The 2,029-nt window shown below is 66.5% G+C and carries 2 protein-coding genes and 1 pseudogene; 1 reads left to right on the top strand and 2 read right to left on the bottom strand.

Translation table 11 applies throughout. The annotated features are described in order from the left end of the window. Positions 1–497 (bottom strand): alpha/beta hydrolase (locus Q0R63_RS07610; protein WP_295695940.1); only part of this gene is annotated, 497 nt, incomplete at its 3' end. A gap of 132 nt (positions 498–629) precedes the next feature. Here Q0R63_RS07610 and Q0R63_RS07605 point away from each other — a divergent pair. Further along, entirely contained in the window at positions 630–1,595 is a 966-nt protein-coding gene (locus Q0R63_RS07605; RefSeq protein WP_295695938.1) for a helix-turn-helix domain-containing protein, read from the top strand. 299 nt (positions 1,596–1,894) lie between these two features. Here Q0R63_RS07605 and Q0R63_RS07600 read toward each other — a convergent pair. Continuing rightward, positions 1,895–2,029 (bottom strand): annotated as a pseudogene (locus Q0R63_RS07600) (IS256 family transposase); the annotation flags it as partial.

Below are 2,029 nucleotides of genomic sequence, written 5' to 3'. Positions count from 1 at the left end.
GTGAACTGGTCGAAGAAGGCGTCCCGGTCTCCCTTGAGACCAGATTCCATCCCGTTGGCTGTCTCGCCGTCGAGCGGGCCGTCCGGATTGTCGTCTGTCTTGGCCAGATACGGCGGAACCGCGGAGGCGAACACGACGCTGTGCAGCCGTTCTTGGCCGTGCTTGCCGACGTAGCGGGCCGCCTCTCCGCCGCCCATCGAGAAACCCACCAACGTCACGTCGCGCAGGTCGAGCTCATCAAGTACCGCAGCCAAGTCGTCAGCCAGCGTGTCGTAGTCATAGCCGCGGCGCGGCTTGTCACTGCGGCCGAAACCACGCCGGTCATAGGCGACCGTGCGGAACCCTGCAGCCTGCAAGGGCGCGATCTGTTCCGACCAGGACTCGCCCGACAGCGGCCAGCCGTGGATCAGCACGACCGGCCGGCCCGAACCACCGCTGTCCTCGACGTGCACATTCGTCGTGCCGAGCAGACCTGAATGGGCCGTTACCTCAGTCATGGTTCCTCCATCGTCATCGGGACCGGAGGCGTGCCTTCGCACCCCGCATTCGCCGCTTGTTCCTTCTAGAGGTTCCCATGGAAAGCCCCAAGGTGTTGCGTCCATCACGACAAGTCTTCTAGCGTTTGCGACATGCACATCGCGATCTTGCTCGTCGACGGCGTCGCAGATTCCGGAATGGGTCTGCTTCGTGACGTGTTCTCAGCCGCGGACCTGCTTGCCGCGCGCATCGACGAGCACATCGACCCGTTCAGGGTGACCCTGCACGCCACGGGCAACCGGGTGACCACGGGCTACGGGCTCACCGCTGCCACCGACCCGGTAACGACACTGTCGGCGGCGCGGCCAGATCACCTGCTCATCCCGTCGCTGGGGCTGATCGACACCGATGAGTTGTTGCAGGCCGTGAGCTCCAGCGACGTGCTCGAGGATGTACGCGCGTTGCATGCCGACGGTGTGGCGGTGGCCGCAGCGTGCAGCGGCACCTTCTTGCTCGCCGAGTCGGGCCTGCTCGCCGGGCGGGTCGCCACCACCAGCTGGTGGCTCGGTCCTACCTTTCGGGCCCGCTACCCCGATGTCCTGCTGGACGAGTCGCGGGCGCTGGTCGTCAGCGAGACTGTGACCACCGCGGGCGCGGCCCTGGCACACATCGATCTGGCGTTGTCGCTGGTGCGCCGCGTGAACCCATGGCTCGCTGACGCGGTCAGCGACTACCTCGCCGTCGGCGACCGTCCCCAGCAAGGCGACCTGATGCGGCCGAACCTTCTCCCGACGTCCGACCCGGTGCTCGTCGCGTTCGACCGGGCCGTGCGCGACCGGCTCACCGGCTCGATCGACATCAGGCTGCTCGCCTCCGACCTCGGCGTGAGCCAGCGGACCCTGCAGCGACTCACCTCGTCGGTGCTCGGAACAACCCCGGTTCACTACGTCCAGCAGATCCGTCTCGAACGGGCGCTCGACCTACTGCGCACCACCGATCTCAGCGTGAGATCCGTGGCACATGCCGTCGGCTACCGCGACGCCACCACACTGGGCACCCTCATCCGCCGGCGTCGAGGAACCACTCCGGCACAAGTCCACCGCCGACGAAGCCGATGACGCCGGACCGGTGCCGAGCGCCGTCCGGCCCGGCTGCTCGCGAGTGCACAGCATCAGAGCGTCCAGCGCCCGAAGCACGTCGCAGTGCGAGCCACGTCGTCACTCACATACTTGTGAAGCCGGCGCAAGCAGGTAACGCTGCGAGTGCGCGATCGCTGTCGAAATTATTGATGGTGCTACCTCGAAGGACGTGGCCCGCGACGTGTCGAGCTCGCCGTTGGATCGCTATCACTGGGCCCAGGAGGGGTCAAGTCCTGGGGGGTGGTGTACGACGATCGTGATCCTTCCGTGATCCGGGGTTAGGCGCTGAGGGCGCCGGGGATCGTTGTGGTGGTTACCTCCTCGCTCTTTTGGGGGTTCAGGACGGCCCGGCAGCGGGTGATGAGGTCGAGCCCGAGGTAGCGGCGCTGTTCGGCCCATTCGTCGTGCTGCTC

The sequence above is a fragment of the Lapillicoccus sp. genome (assembly GCF_025353065.1).
GTDB lineage: Bacteria > Actinomycetota > Actinomycetes > Actinomycetales > Dermatophilaceae > Lapillicoccus.
The sequence above is the reverse complement of the archived record's forward strand: the minus strand, read 5'-3'. Positions and strand labels throughout refer to the sequence as shown.

Excerpts from the sequence above, each read along its gene's own strand:
- Q0R63_RS07605 (WP_295695938.1), top strand. The coding sequence starts at position 630 with ATGCACATCGCGATCTTGCTCGTCGACGGCGTCGCAGATTCCGGAATG.